Here is a 16198-nt window from a genome sequence, read left to right on the forward strand (position 1 = left end):
CAGCACGAGAGAGCATTTGCCCTCTGGCAAGCTGGCCGGCAACATCGCGTGCGGAACTGGCACTCCCCATATTCCCAGCAATCGAGTGGAGCGCCGTGCGTAGGCACAACCTGTGCGAGCATGTGCTCCCTGACAAACCAGCCTCCAGCGCCGCGTGCGGCGATAGCAATTTCCACGGCCCTATCATTCGGGTATAAAAAGAGCTGGCAGAAAATACTGCCAGCTCTTTTTTAGGGAAAACCCCGCGCTTCTTATTTGAGCACGCCTCTGGAGCCCCAGTTCTCGAACTCCATGAAGCAGAGATAGACATCGTCTTTGGCGATGCCGGCCTTCTGCTCGAGCACGTCGTAGATGGCGACGGTGAGGTTTGCCTTATCCTCCAGCGCCGCTTTATCCTTGATGCGCACTTCGACGAACGCGCAGTTATCTCTCTCTTCGCCGCGGAAATACAGCGGCTGCGCATCCTGGATGCTCATCATCAGCTTTTCTTCCGCCTTGCCGGGCAGCAGGGAAATGCTCGCGCCGATTCCCTCTTTGATGGCAAGCTTTGCATCGCTCTTGAGCTTCTTTGCTGTTTTTACTTCAATGAAAGGCATGTTATCTCCTCCTTATTTCTCTTAGGCTTTATAGCACTCTTCGGGGAACTTGATGTCCGCCTGATCGCGAATCTCCTCGACAGCCGCGATGACCTGCGTCGTCAGCACCTTGGACTGCTCATAGCGCTCGGCCGTGCTGGGATCCGTGATGAAATCATAGAACTGCTTGGTCTCGGGGCCCCAGGGGTTGACAGAGAGGTCTCTGGTGATGAGATTCTCCTTCTTGCCGTCGAAATACTCGATATAGCAGTTGTCGAAGCGCTCGACGCTGTCCATATGGATGACGCCGAGGTCGCCCATGATCAGGTTCTCATGATGCGAGGTGCTGGCCTTGCCATAGGACATGGTGATATGCACATTGCCCGCGCTGTGGAACAGAACCGTGCCGCAGGCATCCGCGCCCGTGCGCAGGATAGCCGCATCTGCGGCGATTTTGCTGGGCACACCGAACCAGTAGATGGCCGGGTAGACCAGGTAGATGCCCATATCCATCAGGCCGCCGGCGGCCATTTTGGGGTTGAAGATGTTGGGCGTGCCGCCTTCGCGGTATTCCGGGTATTTGGAGGAGTAGCGGCAGAAATCCAGCTTGACCATGTGGATATCGCCCAGCTTTTTCATCGCCTCGTTGATGACCTGCATCTCGGGCATATAGATGCCCTTCATGGCCTCCATGAAGATGACACCGTTCTTATCTGCGATCTCGTAGAGAATTTTCAGCTGCTCGCTGGTTACCACGCAGGTTTTCTCGCAGAGGACGTGCTTGCCGTTCTCCAGCAGGATTTTAGCCGTCTGATAGTGCAGGGCATTGGGGTTGGCGATATAGACCGCATCCACTTCATCGCTCTTGGCGAGTTTTTCCAGGTCTGTAAAAATCGTCGTGATGCCGTGCTTTTCCGAGAACATCTTGGCCTCTGCCTCGCTGAAGGAATAGACTGCGGAATGGACCATATCCGGAGCAGCCTGCTTCATTCCTTCCAGGAAGGAATCCACGACCCAGCCGGCACCGACTGTGCATACTCTTACCATTGTAACTACCTCCTAAAAAGTAAAGATACCTCTGTTTGCTGGCAAGCCAGCGGCCTGCCATAAAAATGAAACTGATATAGATATAGTGTAATACATTTTTGCGCTTTTTAAAAGAGCATTTGGAAAAATTCTCTTTTTTCCCCGCAATCTGCCCGGGCGGCGCGCTTTTTTGCACCAGAGCGGGCCTTTCTTCATAAACTATAGAAAAAACGAAGGTGAGCCTATGATCAAATTTGCAACTGTTTTGGAAGTAAACCCGGATTCTCTGCTCGTCAGAGACAGCTCCGGGCAGGAAATCCTCGTCTATACCCGAAATGCCCAGCAGTTTACCCCGGGCGATTTCGTCCGCATCATCTACAACGGCGCCATGACGCTGAGCCTGCCCCCGCAGATCTCCGCGATATTCGTTACCCTGGTGCGCCGGGGCGCGCGGGTCTGCGGCGAGATTCTCTCCCTTGGCCGGGACAGCTTTGTTCTGCGGGATGCGGACGGCGCGCATTTCCAGGTGAACTGGGAGGATACTTATTCTCTGGCCGCCGGGGACACCGTCTGCGTGCAGTATGACGGCCAGATGAGCCGCAGCATTCCGCCCCAGATTACGGGCATTGCCGTGGAGAAGGTACAGCAGAATGAGACGATTTGCGGCGAAATTGGGAGCATCGGCGCAGGCTTCTTCCTGATGCTGGGCGACGACGCCCAGGAGATCCGCGTGAATTTCCCGGAAGCCGCCAGCCTGACGCCTGGCGGGAGGGTTTGTGTGCAGTTTAACGGGGCTATGACCCGCAGTATCCCGCCCCAGATTGCCGCCATCGCCGTCGAGCAGATACAGCAAAACGAGACGGTTTGCGGCGAGATCCAGAGCATCGGCGCGGGCTTTTTCCTGCTGCTCAGCGACGACGCCCAGGAGATCCGCGTGAATTTCCCGGAGGCCGCCGGCCTGACGCCCGGCGGGGAGGTCTGCGTGGAGTTCAGCGGGGCCATGACCCGCAGTATCCCGCCCCAGATTGCCGCTATCGCCGTCTATCCCCGGCAGACCCAGGCGCAGATTTGCGGCGAGATTCTGGCGGTGGAAAAAGAGCGCTTCCTCCTGGTGGACGGCAATGGGATGGAAGTCTATGTAAACACGCCCTCCGCCCGGGAATATGCGCCGGGGGATATGGTTTGCGTCGTCCATAACGGCGTCATGACCGCAAGCTTCCCGCCGCAGATCTCCGCCATGGAGATCCTGCGCCAGTAGCAGAGGCGCGTGAGCCTGCCGCTTTTCCCTCTTTTCCTATCTGCCATTTTCCTCAATTTTCCTCAATACAGAATCCGCAGCAGAACTGCTGCGGATTTTTTATACCCGAATGATAGGATGGTGGAACCTGCTGGGACTGCACGCGCCGCCGAAAGCCCGTTTGTCAGAGGGCAAATGCTCGCACAGGCTGTGCTTCCAATCAAAGGGGTATGGGGCGCAGCCCCATGGCTGCCCATCGCCCTTGACCTTTTGCCCCACAACGCCCCATCGTCCCTTTGCGGCAAAATACAGCAAAAGGGCGGGCCCGCTTCCTGCTTGCCCGCCCCCAGCCGCAATACCGGCTATTTCTCCAAAACTCTCGCCAAAAACTGGCGGGTTCTCTCGTTTTTGGGGCTGCCAAAAATCTCCTGGGAAGTCCCCTGCTCGGCGATATAGCCCTCATCCATAAAGACTACACGGTCTGCGACATCTCTGGCAAAGGCCATCTCGTGGGTTACGACGATCATAGTAAGCCCGCTCTTTGCAAGCTCCTTCATGACAGCCAGCACCTCTCCCACCATCTCGGGATCCAGCGCGGAAGTCGGCTCATCGAAGAGCAGGACATCCGGGCTCATGCACAATGCCCGGGCAATGGCCACGCGCTGTTTCTGCCCGCCCGAAAGCTGCTTTGGCTTCGCCTCCAGGAACGCGCGCATGCCGACTTTTTCCAGGAAATCCTCGGCGATCTGCTGTGCTTCGGCCTTGGAGCGCCCCAGCACCTTCATCTGGCCGATCATGCAGTTTTTCAGCGTCGTCATGTTTTCGAACAGGTTGAACTGCTGGAACACCATGCCGACTTTGGCGCGGTAGCCCGCCGGGGCCACGCCGCCGATATCCTCGCCGTTAAACAGGATGCTGCCGCCCGTGGGCTTTTCCAGCAGGTTGATGCAGCGCAGCATGGTGCTCTTGCCCGAGCCGGACGCGCCGATGATGCAGACGACCTCCCCCTGCTCCACATCCAAGTTGATATCCTTGAGCACTTCATGCGTGCCAAAGCTTTTTTCCAAATGAGAAACCGAGATGACCGCCATCTTACTCACCGCCTTTCACGACGATCGCCGCCTTGCTGCTGGACTGCGAGCCGTGGATGACGTAGTTTGCAGGGCCATCCATGCGCCGCTCGATCAGCGCCAGCAGGCGGGAGGTTGCATAGGTTAAGACGAGGTAGATCACCGCGATGATGAAATACGTCTCGAAATATTTGAGATAGGTTCCTGCGGCGGATTTGGCCGTGAAATACAGCTCGGAGACGCTGATGACGTTGAGCACAGAGCTATCCTTGATATTGACGATGAGCTCGTTGCCCACCGAGGGCAGGATATTGCGGATGGCCTGGGGCAGGATGACATGCACCATGCTCTGCCAGTGCGTCATGCCGATGGAGTAGGCCGCTTCCTTCTGCCCGGCATCGATGGAGATGATGCCGCCCCGGATGATCTCGGCCATATACGCGCCTGTGTTGACAGAGACGATGAGGATGCCCGCAAAGCCCGGGCTCATATCGATGCCCAGCACTTGCAGGGAGCCGTAGTAGATGACCATGGCCTGCACCATCATGGGCGTGCCCCGGAACACCTCGATATAGACATTGAGGATGCCCCGCAGAATGCGCAGCAGCGCTTTTTTTACGGCCGAATCGCCTTCCTCAATGGGAATCGTCCGCAGAATCGCCACCAAAAGACCCAGCAAAAAGCCGATTGTCGTGCCCAGCAGGGCGATCTTCAACGTAGAGAGCAGGCCGCCGATCAGCAGATCGCTGTATTCATTGATGATGAAGCCGACCCATCCAAAAAATGTCGTAGGGAGCGCCATATTCTCACCCTTTTCTTTCTAAATTTTCTATGAGAGCCCAGCCGCCCAGGGGGCGGGAGCTCTCTTCGCGGTTATGCTCCGCTCAATCTTCGTTCGTCAGGGGCTGCCGCTCGATAGCCGCGGCCATCTGCTCCTGCTTTTCCTCGTCTGTAAAATCCTTCAGATAGGCGTTGATCTGCTCCAGCATCTGGCCGTCCGTCTTTCTCACGCCCACCGCCACAGAGACGTCTTCCGGGCTCACCTCGAAGCCTTTCCCCTCCGCGAAGGTGATATACGTGATATCCTCGTTGGCGAGCTGGGCCGCCATCGCCCCCGGCCGCTCCAGCACCACGGCATCCACCTTGCCCGAGCGCACCGCGATGACAAACTCTGCCATCGTCGCCAGCGGCATCTGCTTCTGCACTTCGGGAATCTGGTCGATGCTGTCGTACCAGGTGGTATTCATCTGCGCGCTGACCTTCGCACCCCGGAAATCCTCCAGGCTTTGGGCCGCCTCATACGAACTGCCCCGCTTTACCATCATGACGAAATCGCTGTTGTAGTAGATATCCGAGAAATCGATGGTCTGCCTGCGCTTCTCCGTCGGGCTCATGCCCGCGATGATAGCGTCGATTTTGCCGGACTGCAGAGCCAGCGTCAGCCCATCCCATTCGATTTTGACGACCACCAGCTCTTTGCCCATGGCCTCGGCCAGCTGTTTTGCCAGCTGCACGTCGTAGCCGTCCGCATAGCCCGCGCCGCCCTCGATGGGAACGGCCGTATCGCTGGGCTCGGACTGCGTCCAGTTAAAGGGCGCATAGTCGCACTCCATGCCCACCCGGAATTTCCCGTCGTCCGCCGCGTCCGGCGTTTCGCCGCCCGCTTTTCCGCAGGCCGCCGCACAGAACATCACTGCTGCCGCCATAGCCAGAGCAAGCATCTTCCTTGCTTTCATATCCAGCTCCTCCTAAAAATAAAAAATTGAAAATAGCGTTTGCTATCTTGCTCAAACTTTGCATGCCGCTTGCCTTTTTTGCAGGAACCGATTGCCCTCCTGCATATTTTGGGGCCTTTGGCTTCTGTTTAACGCAATTATGCGCCAATTTTGCAAGTTTGTCAACCAATTATTGCAGTTTTATTTCTTTTTCCTGCAATTTTTATTTTCAATTTGAAAGGAGCCACACTTTATTTTTTCCTTTTTATCGGGACTTTTCGGCAGTTTCGCCGCCGGATAAAACTCATCGGAAATAAAAGTTTCATTTCAAAAACTTTCATTTCCGATGCTGTTCTAGCGCCTTACTCTGCCACGGGCTGGCGCGCCACTGCGGCGTCCATCATCTCCTGGCGCTGTTCTTTGGAAATGCCCTCCAGGATGGTATTGATCTCATCCGCCAGCTCGCTGCCCTGCTTGAGGCCGACTGCGATGGCCACATCCTCTTCCGAAGCCTCGAAGCCCTGGCCCTCGCCGAATTCGACGAACGTCAGATCCGGGTTGGCCTCTGCCGCAGAGATAGCCCCCGGGCGCTCGGAGATATAGCCGTCGATTTTGCCGGACTGCAGCGCGACGATCATGGCCGGGAAGGTATCCAGCGCCTGCTGTTTGTCCACGCCCTCGATCTGGTCGATGACGGTATAGTGGAAGGTATTGAGCTGCGCGGTGATCTTCGCGCCGCCAAAATCTGCCAGGGAAGCGGCGTTTGCATACGCGCCGTCCTTCTTCACGACGACGACCAGGTCGCTGGTGTAGTAGGGGTCAGAGAAATCGATGCTGGCCTTGCGCTCTGCCGTCGGGCTCATGCCCGCGATGATGGCGTCAATTTTGCCGGACTGCACCGAGAGCGTCAGGCCATCCCACTCGGTTTTGACGATGACCAGATCGCGGCCCATCTTCTCTGCGATGATCTTGGCGATCTGAACGTCGTAGCCATCCGCATAGCCGCCGCCCTCGATGGGAACAGCCGTATCGCTCGCCTGCGCCTGCGTCCAGTTAAAGGGCGCATAATCGCACTCCATGCCCACGCGCAGCGGCTCTCTGCTGCCTTCTTCCGCCGAAGCGGAGCCTTCCGGGGCGGGTTCCTGCTGCTTTGCGCAGGCGCCCAGGCTCAGCGCCAGCATGAGCGCCAAAACACAGATGAGAATTCTTCTTGTCATTTCCTTTTCCTCCAGATAAAAAATTAACAGCTTTGAGCAGAGGCTCCAAGCTGTTAGAAACAAAGAAAAACTATAATTTGCTAATAGCTCACCGCAGATTCCTGCGACAGTCGGGAAGATATTCTCTCCCCGCCCAACATGACGCCGCTCAAACAGCGCCAGTTTCGGCGAATTTCCCTTTCTCCATGCTTCCTTGCCGTATGAGCGGCTCCCCACGGATACTCCTGATTTTCGCGCCTCTATCTTGCATTGATCATTCAACACACGGTATTCTGTTTTCCCTCATTATGGACGCTTCCGCGCCGTTTGTCAACCACTAATTTTACTTTTTTCGCGCCGCGCCCGCAAAAAAATGCCTCTGCGCGGGGCGCAGAGGCATTGAAACAGCGCGTTAGACTGTCGTCCCCTTAAGCTCCAGCCATTTGATGGCGTGCTGGATATATTCATCCCAGAAATCCCAGTCGTGGATGCCCGGGCCCTCTTCATACGTCAGGTCCAGCCCAAGCTCTTCCATGATGGCCTTGGTTTTGCGCGCGTGCTCATAAATGAAATCTTCCGTGCCCACGGCCAGGAAGAACTTCGGAAGCTCCACGCCATCCGCAATCTGCTTTTTGAGGATGGGCAGGTCGTCCAGCCCGCTGCCCTTGCCGTCGTAGGGCGCTTCAAAGATCGCTTTCCAGGGCCAGGGCGCGTCGTAAGCCTCGGGTTTGCTCGTATCCATGGCCGAAAGGAAATCCATGCCGCCCGAAAGCGCGATGACTTTGCCATACAGATCCGGCCGGCGGATGCCTAGGTTGAGCGCGCCGCCCGCGCCCATGGAAAGGCCGCCGATGAACGTATCCTCCCGCTTATCGCTGGCGGGGAAGAGCGTCTGGATAAAGGCGGGCAGTTCCTCTGTCATAAACGTGAAATACTGGGGGCCGTTGGCCATATCCTGATAAAACGCATTCGCGCCGGACGGCATGACCACCATCAGCTTGGCAAACTGGGCGTATTTCTCGATGGACGAGAGCCGCTGCCAGTCTGTATAGTCGCCGTATGTGCCGTGCAGCAGATAGAGCACCTGGTATTTCGCGCCTTTATGGAAATAGTTCCCCGGGTTGAGCGGCGTTTCCACCGGGTGCGGCGTCGGGATGATCACATTGATATCCGTATTGCTGCGCAGCGCCTCGGAAAAAAAGTTGCAGTGAATGAGCGCCATAATAATTCCCTCCCATATTGAATTTTTATTCGGCGATTTCATTATATCCTTTTGCAAGACGGCACGCAAGGCGCTATACTAGAAGAAATAAAACAAAAAGGAAACGCAAGATGAAACTACACTTTACGCTGGCAGACCCGGCGGGCAACAGGACCGCGCTGGTTCCCGAAAACGAGCAGACCGCGCCCCGCCGCAGGGAAATTTCCCGCAAGCTCATGGAGGACTGCGCCCTGGGCATTGAGCAGGTGGGCTTTTACGACGAGAGCGCCGCGCCGCCGCATCTTCAAATGATGGGCGGAGAGTTCTGCGGCAACGCCGCCCGGAGCTTTGGCCTGATGCTGGCCAAAAAGCGCGGGATGCGGGAAGGCTATCTGGATATTTCGGTCAGCGGCGCAGAGCAGCCGCTCAAGGTGCATATCATGGGGGAGGATGCCAGCGTGCATCTATCCACAGAGCACTCCTTTTCCAGCATCGCTCTGCCCGGCGGGGAGCGGCTTCCTGTGGCAGAGCTGCCGGGCATCAGCCATATCATCGCCGAAGGTCTTTCCGCAGACCCGCTGACCCTCGCCCCCATTTTGCAGGCCGCCCAGGAGCAGCTCTCTGCCCCGGCGGTGGGCGTGCTCTTCTGGGATGCGGAGCGGCGCTTCCTGCGCCCGGCCGTCTGCGTCTGGGAGCAGGGCAGCACGGTTTTCGAGAGCAGCTGCGGCTCGGGCTCGCTGGCCCTGGCCATCTATCTCAAGCGGGAAATGCAGAACGGGGGCTGCTCCATGAGCATCGCTCAGCCGGGCGGGCGCATCCGGGTTGTTCTGCAAAAGCTGGACGGGGCGCTGGTCTCCTGCAAAATCGGCGGGGAGGTCGCGCTTACGGAGCAGGAAGCGGAGATTGGGGAGTAACCGCGAACAAGGGCCCGTCTGGGCAAATTTACAAGCGGCTTTGGGCAAGCGCGCGGCCTATCACCTGCCTCTTTGCCGCAGAAAGCGGAGCGCATGCCAAAATTTTCATGGGGAGAAATCAAAGAACTGCTGGAAAAGAGCATTTCCGAAGGCTTTGAGGCCGAGCTTCGTCTGGGCTTTGCGGACAGGGCGCAGGAATATATGCTGATTATTTATGAGGATGGCTGCTCGTTTGGCAGATGCGGCAGGCCGGAGGAGCAGACCATAGAGTGGTTCGATACGCTGGACGCACTCTATGCGGCGGAGCAGGTGGACGGCATTTTGCTGGAGCGGGATTGGGGAAAAATTAACCAGATGGAGTGCCTGGATTTCGAGATGCTGGGATATTGGGAATGAGCAAATAAAAAAAGCAGAGCAAATGCTCTGCTTTTTTATGCCGTTTTATACGCGCATTCGGCAAGTCCGCCGCATTTTGGGGCAAAGCTATTTCTCAAGCCCAAGCGTTCTGAGGTAATCCCGGATGACACGCACACTTCGCTCATATCCCAGCCGGCTGGTATTGATGCAGAGATCGTAGTTGCTGGCATCCTCCCAATCCCGGCCGGTGTAGTAGCGGTAGTAGGTTCTGCGGTTTTTATCCGTCTTTTCGATGATGCGCTCGGCGTCTTTTCTGCTCCAGGCATACATCTCCATGACGTTTTTGATGCAGGCTTCCCGCTCCGCATAGATGAACAGCCGCACGAGGTTTTCCCGGCCTTCCAAAATATAATCGGCACAGCGGCCCACCATGATGCAGTTCTCCTCCCGCCCGGCCAGGCCTTTGATGATCTGCGCCTGGAATTTGAAGAGGTTGTCGTCCGAGACGAATTCACTGCTCTCCGGGCGGGTATTGGGCTTTTCATGGCGGTATTCGCCGTCTTTGCGCAGCAGCCTTCTGCGCTTGCCCTTCTCTTCCAGCATGCCGAACAGGCCTTCATAGATGCCGCTCTCTTCCGAGGCCATGCGCAAAATATCCCTGTCGTAATACTCGATGCCCAGCTCCCCGGCCAGCATCTGGCCGATGGTCTTTCCGCCGCTGCCAAAGCCTCTGGCAATCGTGATAACGTAGTTTTTGCTCATATGCGCCTCCTTTTTGGGCTATTCGCCCAGATATGCTTTTTTCACCGAATCGTCGCTCAGCAAATCTTTTGCATTTCCCTCCAGCACAATCTTTCCCGTCTCTAAAACATACGCCCGGTCTGCGATGGAAAGAACTTTCCTCGCGTTCTGCTCGACGACCAGCACCGTCGTCCCGGCGGCGTTGATCTCCCGGATGATATCGAACACTTCGCTGACCAGCAGGGGCGAAAGCCCCATGGAAGGCTCATCCATCAGGATGATTTTGGGGCGGGACATGAGCGCCCGGCCCATGGCCAGCATCTGCTGCTCGCCGCCCGAGAGCGTCCCGGCGATCTGCGTGCGGCGCTCTTTGAGCCGCGGGAAGCGGGAATAGACCATTTCCAGCGAATCAGCGATCTCCTTCTTATCCTTGCGGGTAAACGCGCCCAGCCGCAGGTTTTCCAGCACGGTCAGCTCCTGGAAAATCCGCCGCCCCTCGGGCACATGCGCCATGCCCAGCGAGACGATCTTATGCGCGGGAGTTTTGAGCAAATCTGCGCCGTCGAAGCGGATGCTGCCGCCCCTCGGCTGGATGAGCCCGGTGATGGTCTGCAAAATCGTCGTCTTGCCGGCGCCGTTTGCGCCAATCAGCGCCACGATCTCCCCCTGCCCGACCTCGAAGGAGACGCCTTTCACCGCGCCGATGACGCCATAGGATACACTTAAGTTTTCTACTTTCAGCATGGCTTCTCCTCCCTATTCCTCGCCTAAATATGCGGTAATGACTTCCGGGTTGGCCAGCACCTGGCTGGTTTGGCCATGGGCCAGCTCCTGCCCGAAGTTGAGCACGCTGACCTGCTCGCAGATGCCCGCGACCAGCTTCATATCATGCTCGATGAGCAGAATCGTCATATGGAAGTGTTCCCGGACGAAGCGGATGGTATCCATCAGCTCGGCAGTCTCCCCCGGGTTCATGCCCGCCGCAGGCTCATCCAGCAGCAGGAGCTTGGGGTTCGTCGCCAAAGCCCGGGCGATTTCCAGCTTGCGCTGCTTGCCGTAGGGCAGGCCGGAGGCCAGGTAATCCCGCTCGCCATCCAGGCCAAAGACGGCCAGCAGCTCCATGGCCTTCTCATCCAGCGCAGCCTCCTCCTTAAAATACCGGGGCAGGCGCAGCACGCTCTCCAAAAACGAGCAGTGCCCGCTGTTATGCAGGCCGACTTTGACGTTTTCAATCACGCTCATATTCTGGAAAAGCCGGATATTCTGAAAGGTTCTGGCGATGCCTTTTTTGTTGATCTCGATGGGGGCCTTGCCCGTGAGGTTCTCGCCGTCCAGGAAGAAGGAGCCGGTTGTGGGCTGGTAGACGCCGGTCAGCAGGTTGAACACGGTAGTTTTGCCCGCGCCGTTGGGGCCGATGAGCCCATAGAGCGCGCCCTGCTCCACCTGGAGATTTAAGTGATCCACGGCGTGCAGGCCGCCAAACGTGATGCCCAGATTTTTTACTTCCAGCAGTGCCATTTACGCCACCTCCCCTTTTTTGGCCTTTTTGCCGCTTTTGCGGATCAGCTTATTCTTGAGCACCGCGAACCTGGGCGACGCATTGAGCAGCATGATGACGATGAGCACGATGGCATAGGCCAGCATGCGGTAGTCCTCCATGCCCCGGAGCACCTCGGGCAGCACGGTTACGATGATGGCCGAGAGGATGGAGCCGCGGATGGAGCCCATGCCGCCCAGCACCACGATGACCAGAATCTCGATGGATTTGTTGAAATCGAAGGTATCCGGCTTTAAAATGCCCAGGTTGTGCCCATAGAGCACACCGGCCACCCCCGCAAAGAACGCGGCGACCGTGAAGGCCAGCAGCTTATAGTAGACGACGTTGATGCCCGCGGATTCCGCCGCGATGACGTTGTCCCGGATGGCACAGATGGCCCGGCCATGCCGGGATTTGACCAGGTTGGAGATGATGACGACCGTGATGGCCGCGACGATGAACACGATGGTAAACGTCGAAGCCTTTTCGATTTTCTTTAACCCGCCGGCGCCGCCCGTAAAGGAGAGGTTGGTAACGACCGAGCGGATGATCTCGCCAAAGGCCAGCGTGACGATGGCAAGATAGTCTCCCTTCAGGCGCAGGGCCGGAATGCCGATGATGACGCCGAACAGCGCCGCCACCAGGCCGCCCACCAGCATGCCCAGCGGAAATTTAATTGCCATGGGCAGCGTGCTGCTTAGCGTAAACAGGCAGCCCGCATACGCGCCCACAGACATGAAGCCTGCGTGCCCCAGCGTCAGCTCGCCCAAAAAGCCCACTGTCAGGTTGAGCGAGACGGCCAGGATGATATTGACCCCCACCGGCACCAGCAGGCTCTGGAAGTGCCGGGAGAGTGCCCCGGCCTGCACCAGCGCGAAGAGCACGCCATAGACGGCCAGCGCAAAGATGGCTGTGAAAATGTTCTTTTTATTCAGCATTTTTTTCATGGCCGCCACCTACACTTTCTCGATTTTCTTGCGGCCCAGCAGCCCTGCCGGGCGCACCAGCAGAACCAGGATGAGCACGCCGAACACGATGGCATCCGAAAGCTGGGTGGAGATATAGGCCTGGGAGAAGCTCTCGATGACGCCCAGCAAAACGCCGCCCAGCATTGCGCCGGGGATGGAGCCGATGCCCCCGAGCACCGCCGCGACGAACGCCTTGATGCCGGGCAGAGAGCCGGTATACGGGCCGACGAACCCATAGGAGCTGACGAACAGCACGCCGGCCACCGCCGCCAGGCCGGAACCGATGGCGAAGGTGATGGAGATGGTGCGGTTGACGTTGATGCCCATGAGCTGAGCCGCGCCCCGGTCTTCCGAGAGAGCGAGCATAGCCCGGCCAGTTTTGGTTTTTTTGATAAACAGCGTGAGCGAAACCATGATGACGATGGTGACGCCCAGCGTTGCGATGGATTCGCCCGTCAGCTCAATCGAGCCGAGGTAGATGCTCGGGATATTGATGACCGAGGCGACTTTCTGCTGCTGGGAGCCGAAGAGGAGCAGCGCCAGGCTTTGGAGGAAATAGCTGACGCCAATGGCCGTAATGAGCACGGCCAGCGGAGAGGAGTTTCTAAGCGGCTTATAGGCGACTTTTTCCAGCACGACGCCCAGGACGGCGCAGAAAACGATGCTGAAAAGCACGCCAAGATAGGGCGAAAAACCCAGCATACTGGCCGAGACCGAAAGCGTATAGGCCCCGACCATGATGACATCGCCGTGCGCGAAGTTCAGCATCTTGGCGATGCCATAGACCATGGTATATCCAAGAGCGATGAGCGCGTAAATGCTCCCGCGGTTCAGACCGTTTAACAGCTGCTCAAAAAATTCCAATTAGAATCCACCTCATCTCTTTCAAAACGCCAAAGGAGACGCGTTGCCGTCTCCTTTGGGTTTGCCAATTCTGGCTTGTTTTGTTTGCGCACGGCAATTATTTGCCGACGTACTGGCCGTTCTCGATGACGGCGACGCGCGCTGCCTTATTGGGCTCGCCTTCTTTTGTGAAGGTCATCTCGCCGGTGATGCCCGGGACGGTGATCTCCGTCATAGCGGCGATGATGGCATCGTTATCCATGCTGCCCGCCTTTTCGATGGCGGCTTTGATGGTATAGATGGCGTCGTAGGCATCCGCCGCGAACTGATCCGGATCCGCGCCGAACTTGGCCTTATAATCCGCGACGAACTTCTGAACAGCCACATCCTCGGAGTTGGCGACGAACGGCGTCAGATAGACGGCGCCCTCGATATTGGTCGTATCGCCTTCCAGCTGGGCGATGACGCCGTCCCAGCCGTCGCAGCCGTAGTAGGGCAGCTTAAGGCCGACGTTCACAGCCTGATTCGAGATATAGGCGACTTCCGTGTAGTAGATGGGCAGGAACAGTGCCTCCGCATCCGTCGCCTTGATTTTGGTCAGCTGGGTTTTGAAATCCACATCGCCGCTCGTGAAGCTCTCTGCGGCGACAACCGTGCCGCCCAACGCCTCGAACTCATCGACGAAGGCTTCGTAGATGCCAGAGCTGTAGTCGCTGGAGACGTCGTAGATGATGGCGACTTTGCGCACGCCCTCTTCATACATATAGTTTGCCATGGAGCGGCCCTGAAGCGGGTCTGTAAAGCAGATGCGGAAGCAGTTGTCATACTGCGCGCAGGCCTCGGCCGAGCCGGAAGGCGTGATCTGCAAAATGCCGTCTTTGGAAGATTCATCCGTCACGGCGATGCAGGGATCGCTGGTAACCGTGCCCATCAGGACCTGCATCCCCTCGTCCATCAGCTTGCTGTAAGCGGAAAGAGCTTTTTCGGCATCGCTCTCGTCGTCCTCAAAGAGGTATTTGATCTGCTTGCCGTTAATGCCGCCGGCGGCGTTGATCTCGTCCACTGCCAGCTGGGCGCCCTGCTTGACGGAAATGCCGTAGGAAGCCGCGCCGCCCGTTACCGGGCCGATTCCGCCAATGACGATCTCTTCCCCATCATCGGCTGCCGGCGTGCTCTCGCCCGGCTCTGCTGGCTGCGAAGAAGGCGCTCCGCCGGTGGGCTCATCGCCGCCCTTGGCAGCGCAGCCCGCGAAGCATGCGGCCAGCATCATCATTGCAACGATCATTGCAAACACAGATGCAAAACGTTTCATGTTTCTGTTCCTCCATACTCATAAAATGAAAACTTTTTTCCTCCTGGGCGCCCATGGCAACGCGCGGAAATCCAGGAATATTTTTATATACTATATCGCTAAAAAGTGCCTGCTGTCAAGGAAAAAACGCATATTTGCCCGGTTTTTTGCAGATTCTTGCAGGAGCGCGCCCATCTTCCTGCAAAACCGGCCAAATGGCAGATTTCTGCGAGGCTTTTCATCCCTGGTTTTTTCTTATATAATGAAGGAAACGGAGGGAAAATTATGCTGAAGCAACTGACCGAGCATATCAGATATCTGCCCGCCTGCGAGCAGGGCGACCGCCCGGCGCTGGCCTACATTTCCGGGCAGAACAGGGCGCTCATGGTGGATGCGGGCAACAGCCCGGCCCATGCCCGGCTCTTTCTTTCGGCGCTGGAGCGGCAGAGCCTGCCCGCGCCAGACTATATCGCCCTGACGCACTGGCATTGGGACCACTGCTTTGGCCTGGCCGCGCTGGAGGGAACCTCGCTTTGCAGTGCGGAGACGAATGCCAAGCTGGCCGAGATGGCGCGCTGGCAGTGGGACGACGCCAGCATGGCGCAGCGACTGAGAGACGGGACTGAAATCGCCTTTTGCGACCAGAATATTCGGCTGGAATACCCGGATCGGAGGCAAATTGCCGTGCGCACCGCGGATATCGCCTTTTCCGGCGCGCTTTGCCTGAACCTGGGCGGCCTGACTGCCCAGCTTCTGCCGCTGCCCAACTCCCACGCGGCGGGCAGTTTGGCGGTTTTTATCCCGGAAGAGAAGGCGCTGATTTTGGGGGACATCATCTGCGAAGACTACTATAGCGGCAACCCGCCGGCGCACGATCCCGCCAAACTGGCCGGGATGATAAGAGCGCTGGAGGCGTTGGATTTTGAAATCGCGCTGGATGGTCACGGCGAGCCGGCCACAGACTCCAAAGAGGAGCTGATGGGATATTTGAGGGAAGTGCTGGCGGCCTGCGGCGCTCCCAAAGGCATTTAGGAAGAGGCCTCGCTCTGAAAACGCCCACTTTGCGGCGGATTGAAGGGGCGGGGCTATCATCATGGGCAAGGCTATCATGCTCCGTTAAGGTCAAGGGCCATTGGCCGACATGGGGCAAAGCCCCATACCCCTTTACGGGAAAGAGAAAAGCGGCGGAATAGCTCGGGCGAAAAGGGCAAGGGCTTTGGCTGACATGGGGCAAAGCCCCATACCCCCTTACGGGAACAGCGGAGCGGCCCAAGTGAAAGGAGTGGCGGCCTGGCGGCCGCGAAAAAGCGCCCATACCCGCGGGAAAAAACAGCGGCGGGGGCTCCGGCCTTTGCAAAAGAAAAAAAGAGCGCTTGATGCGCTCTTTTTTCCGGCCTGAATTCTGGCGCAGGATAACAAGCATGGCTCGCATCCGCCAAATTTCGGGCACAAAAAAGCTCCCTGCAAATTGCAGGGAGCCTTCTTTACTTAGTTTGGATTAAGCGTCGAGAAGCTGCAGATCCTTCA

17 protein-coding genes and 1 riboswitch are annotated in these 16198 nt (G+C 57.5%); of the genes, 4 read left to right on the plus strand and 13 right to left on the minus strand.

Translation table 11 applies throughout. The features are described from left to right. Positions 1 to 251: 251 nt before the first annotated feature. Positions 252 to 596: a hypothetical protein gene (locus AALG83_06740; GenBank protein ID MEY8382853.1), complete on the minus strand. Its 345-nt coding sequence runs from the start codon at positions 594 to 596 to the stop codon at positions 252 to 254. Between the two features lie 21 nt (positions 597 to 617). After that, positions 618 to 1622: a Gfo/Idh/MocA family oxidoreductase gene (locus AALG83_06745; GenBank protein MEY8382854.1), complete on the minus strand. Its 1005-nt coding sequence runs from the start codon at positions 1620 to 1622 to the stop codon at positions 618 to 620. Positions 1623 to 1845: 223 nt separating this feature from the next. Between AALG83_06745 and AALG83_06750 the strand changes: the two genes are divergently transcribed. Beyond that, the gene (locus AALG83_06750; GenBank protein ID MEY8382855.1) at positions 1846 to 2859 is read left to right on the plus strand and encodes a hypothetical protein; all 1014 of its coding nucleotides are present in this window, start codon (positions 1846 to 1848) and stop codon (positions 2857 to 2859) included. A gap of 341 nt (positions 2860 to 3200) precedes the next feature. On the opposite strand, the gene AALG83_06755 is transcribed toward AALG83_06750, so the two are convergent. The 5 genes from AALG83_06755 to AALG83_06775 all read right to left on the minus strand — a co-directional run bounded on the left by AALG83_06755 (position 3201) and on the right by AALG83_06775 (position 8041). Continuing rightward, on the minus strand, positions 3201 to 3929 hold the full coding sequence (locus tag AALG83_06755) for an amino acid ABC transporter ATP-binding protein (GenBank protein MEY8382856.1): 729 nt from the start codon (positions 3927 to 3929) through the stop codon (positions 3201 to 3203). Position 3930: 1 nt separating this feature from the next. Then, a complete protein-coding gene (locus AALG83_06760) occupies positions 3931 to 4710 on the minus strand; it encodes an amino acid ABC transporter permease (GenBank protein ID MEY8382857.1) in 780 nt (259 codons plus the stop codon). An 82-nt stretch (positions 4711 to 4792) separates the two neighbouring features. Further along, positions 4793 to 5644 (minus strand): transporter substrate-binding domain-containing protein, encoded by an 852-nt coding sequence (locus AALG83_06765; protein MEY8382858.1) that lies wholly within the window; start codon positions 5642 to 5644, stop codon positions 4793 to 4795. 341 nt (positions 5645 to 5985) lie between these two features. Continuing rightward, entirely contained in the window at positions 5986 to 6840 is an 855-nt protein-coding gene (locus AALG83_06770; protein ID MEY8382859.1) for a transporter substrate-binding domain-containing protein, read from the minus strand. A 76-nt stretch (positions 6841 to 6916) separates the two neighbouring features. Next, positions 6917 to 7090: riboswitch (Lysine riboswitch) on the minus strand. Positions 7091 to 7231: 141 nt separating this feature from the next. Further along, positions 7232 to 8041, minus strand: coding sequence for an alpha/beta hydrolase family protein (locus AALG83_06775; protein MEY8382860.1), 810 nt, complete (start codon positions 8039 to 8041; stop codon positions 7232 to 7234). Between the two features lie 110 nt (positions 8042 to 8151). Here AALG83_06775 and AALG83_06780 point away from each other — a divergent pair, with 110 nt between their 5' ends. Next, positions 8152 to 8934, plus strand: a complete 783-nt coding sequence (locus AALG83_06780) for a hypothetical protein (protein MEY8382861.1) — start codon at positions 8152 to 8154, stop codon at positions 8932 to 8934. Between the two features lie 93 nt (positions 8935 to 9027). Beyond that, positions 9028 to 9330 (plus strand): hypothetical protein, encoded by a 303-nt coding sequence (locus AALG83_06785; protein ID MEY8382862.1) that lies wholly within the window; start codon positions 9028 to 9030, stop codon positions 9328 to 9330. An 87-nt stretch (positions 9331 to 9417) separates the two neighbouring features. Here the strand turns inward: AALG83_06785 and AALG83_06790 are convergent, their stop codons facing one another. The 6 genes from AALG83_06790 to AALG83_06815 form a co-directional block, all read right to left on the minus strand. After that, positions 9418 to 10053: a cytidylate kinase-like family protein gene (locus AALG83_06790; protein MEY8382863.1), complete on the minus strand. Its 636-nt coding sequence runs from the start codon at positions 10051 to 10053 to the stop codon at positions 9418 to 9420. Between the two features lie 18 nt (positions 10054 to 10071). Next, the gene (locus AALG83_06795; GenBank protein ID MEY8382864.1) at positions 10072 to 10776 is read right to left on the minus strand and encodes an ABC transporter ATP-binding protein; all 705 of its coding nucleotides are present in this window, start codon (positions 10774 to 10776) and stop codon (positions 10072 to 10074) included. Positions 10777 to 10788: 12 nt separating this feature from the next. Next, positions 10789 to 11550, minus strand: a complete 762-nt coding sequence (locus AALG83_06800; GenBank protein MEY8382865.1) for an ABC transporter ATP-binding protein — start codon at positions 11548 to 11550, stop codon at positions 10789 to 10791. Next, complete coding sequence (locus tag AALG83_06805; protein MEY8382866.1) at positions 11551 to 12516, minus strand: branched-chain amino acid ABC transporter permease; 966 nt, start codon at positions 12514 to 12516, stop codon at positions 11551 to 11553. Positions 12517 to 12525: 9 nt separating this feature from the next. Further along, positions 12526 to 13401 carry a branched-chain amino acid ABC transporter permease gene (locus AALG83_06810; GenBank protein MEY8382867.1) on the minus strand — a complete coding sequence of 292 codons (876 nt, stop codon included), beginning with the start codon at positions 13399 to 13401 and terminating at the stop codon, positions 12526 to 12528. A 97-nt stretch (positions 13402 to 13498) separates the two neighbouring features. After that, entirely contained in the window at positions 13499 to 14692 is a 1194-nt protein-coding gene (locus tag AALG83_06815) for an ABC transporter substrate-binding protein (GenBank protein MEY8382868.1), read from the minus strand. 264 nt (positions 14693 to 14956) lie between these two features. On the opposite strand from AALG83_06815, the gene AALG83_06820 reads away from it, so the two are divergent. Continuing rightward, on the plus strand, positions 14957 to 15703 hold the full coding sequence (locus tag AALG83_06820) for an MBL fold metallo-hydrolase (GenBank protein MEY8382869.1): 747 nt from the start codon (positions 14957 to 14959) through the stop codon (positions 15701 to 15703). Positions 15704 to 16198 lie beyond the last annotated feature (495 nt).

Source organism: Christensenellaceae bacterium 44-20 (assembly GCA_041223705.1).
Lineage (GTDB): Bacteria > Bacillota > Clostridia > Christensenellales > Christensenellaceae > QANA01.

Excerpts from the sequence above, each read along its gene's own strand:
- AALG83_06740 (MEY8382853.1), bottom strand. The coding sequence starts at position 596 with ATGCCTTTCATTGAAGTAAAAACAGCAAAGAAGCTCAAGAGCGATGCA.
- AALG83_06745 (MEY8382854.1), bottom strand. The coding sequence starts at position 1,622 with ATGGTAAGAGTATGCACAGTCGGTGCCGGCTGGGTCGTGGATTCCTTC.
- AALG83_06750 (MEY8382855.1), top strand. The coding sequence starts at position 1,846 with ATGATCAAATTTGCAACTGTTTTGGAAGTAAACCCGGATTCTCTGCTC.
- AALG83_06755 (MEY8382856.1), bottom strand. The coding sequence starts at position 3,929 with ATGGCGGTCATCTCGGTTTCTCATTTGGAAAAAAGCTTTGGCACGCAT.
- AALG83_06760 (MEY8382857.1), bottom strand. The coding sequence starts at position 4,710 with ATGGCGCTCCCTACGACATTTTTTGGATGGGTCGGCTTCATCATCAAT.
- AALG83_06765 (MEY8382858.1), bottom strand. The coding sequence starts at position 5,644 with ATGAAAGCAAGGAAGATGCTTGCTCTGGCTATGGCGGCAGCAGTGATG.
- AALG83_06770 (MEY8382859.1), bottom strand. The coding sequence starts at position 6,840 with ATGACAAGAAGAATTCTCATCTGTGTTTTGGCGCTCATGCTGGCGCTG.
- AALG83_06775 (MEY8382860.1), bottom strand. The coding sequence starts at position 8,041 with ATGGCGCTCATTCACTGCAACTTTTTTTCCGAGGCGCTGCGCAGCAAT.
- AALG83_06780 (MEY8382861.1), top strand. The coding sequence starts at position 8,152 with ATGAAACTACACTTTACGCTGGCAGACCCGGCGGGCAACAGGACCGCG.
- AALG83_06785 (MEY8382862.1), top strand. The coding sequence starts at position 9,028 with ATGCCAAAATTTTCATGGGGAGAAATCAAAGAACTGCTGGAAAAGAGC.
- AALG83_06790 (MEY8382863.1), bottom strand. The coding sequence starts at position 10,053 with ATGAGCAAAAACTACGTTATCACGATTGCCAGAGGCTTTGGCAGCGGC.
- AALG83_06795 (MEY8382864.1), bottom strand. The coding sequence starts at position 10,776 with ATGCTGAAAGTAGAAAACTTAAGTGTATCCTATGGCGTCATCGGCGCG.
- AALG83_06800 (MEY8382865.1), bottom strand. The coding sequence starts at position 11,550 with ATGGCACTGCTGGAAGTAAAAAATCTGGGCATCACGTTTGGCGGCCTG.
- AALG83_06805 (MEY8382866.1), bottom strand. The coding sequence starts at position 12,516 with ATGAAAAAAATGCTGAATAAAAAGAACATTTTCACAGCCATCTTTGCG.
- AALG83_06815 (MEY8382868.1), bottom strand. The coding sequence starts at position 14,692 with ATGAAACGTTTTGCATCTGTGTTTGCAATGATCGTTGCAATGATGATG.
- AALG83_06820 (MEY8382869.1), top strand. The coding sequence starts at position 14,957 with ATGCTGAAGCAACTGACCGAGCATATCAGATATCTGCCCGCCTGCGAG.